At 59.0% G+C, this 239-nt stretch carries 1 pseudogene; it reads right to left on the bottom strand.

Going from position 1 to position 239, the window contains the following annotated elements:
• A pseudogene (locus Q4563_RS22300) lies at window positions 1-239 on the bottom strand (RsmB/NOP family class I SAM-dependent RNA methyltransferase); the annotation flags it as partial.

Genomic DNA, 239 nt, shown 5'->3' with positions numbered 1-239 from the left:
GTTCAATCCAGTGCTGCAGGGTGTCGTCGCTCCAGCCGGATTTTTCGGCCCGACGTTTGAGCGCCGGTTCCCAGCCTGGACGCAGACCATGCCATAACAGAAACAGGGCGTTGTCTGCAGACTGCGCCACCCGTTGGCTGAATTCGGCAAAATGCTCGCGGCGGGCTTTTTGCTGGGCGATTTCCGGCAGACGCCAGTCGGCTTCATTGCGTAACTGCAGCCAGTACCAGAAATGTTGC

Source organism: Gilvimarinus sp. 1_MG-2023 (genome assembly GCF_030548285.1).
This window is presented reverse-complemented; position numbering and strand designations above follow the sequence as displayed.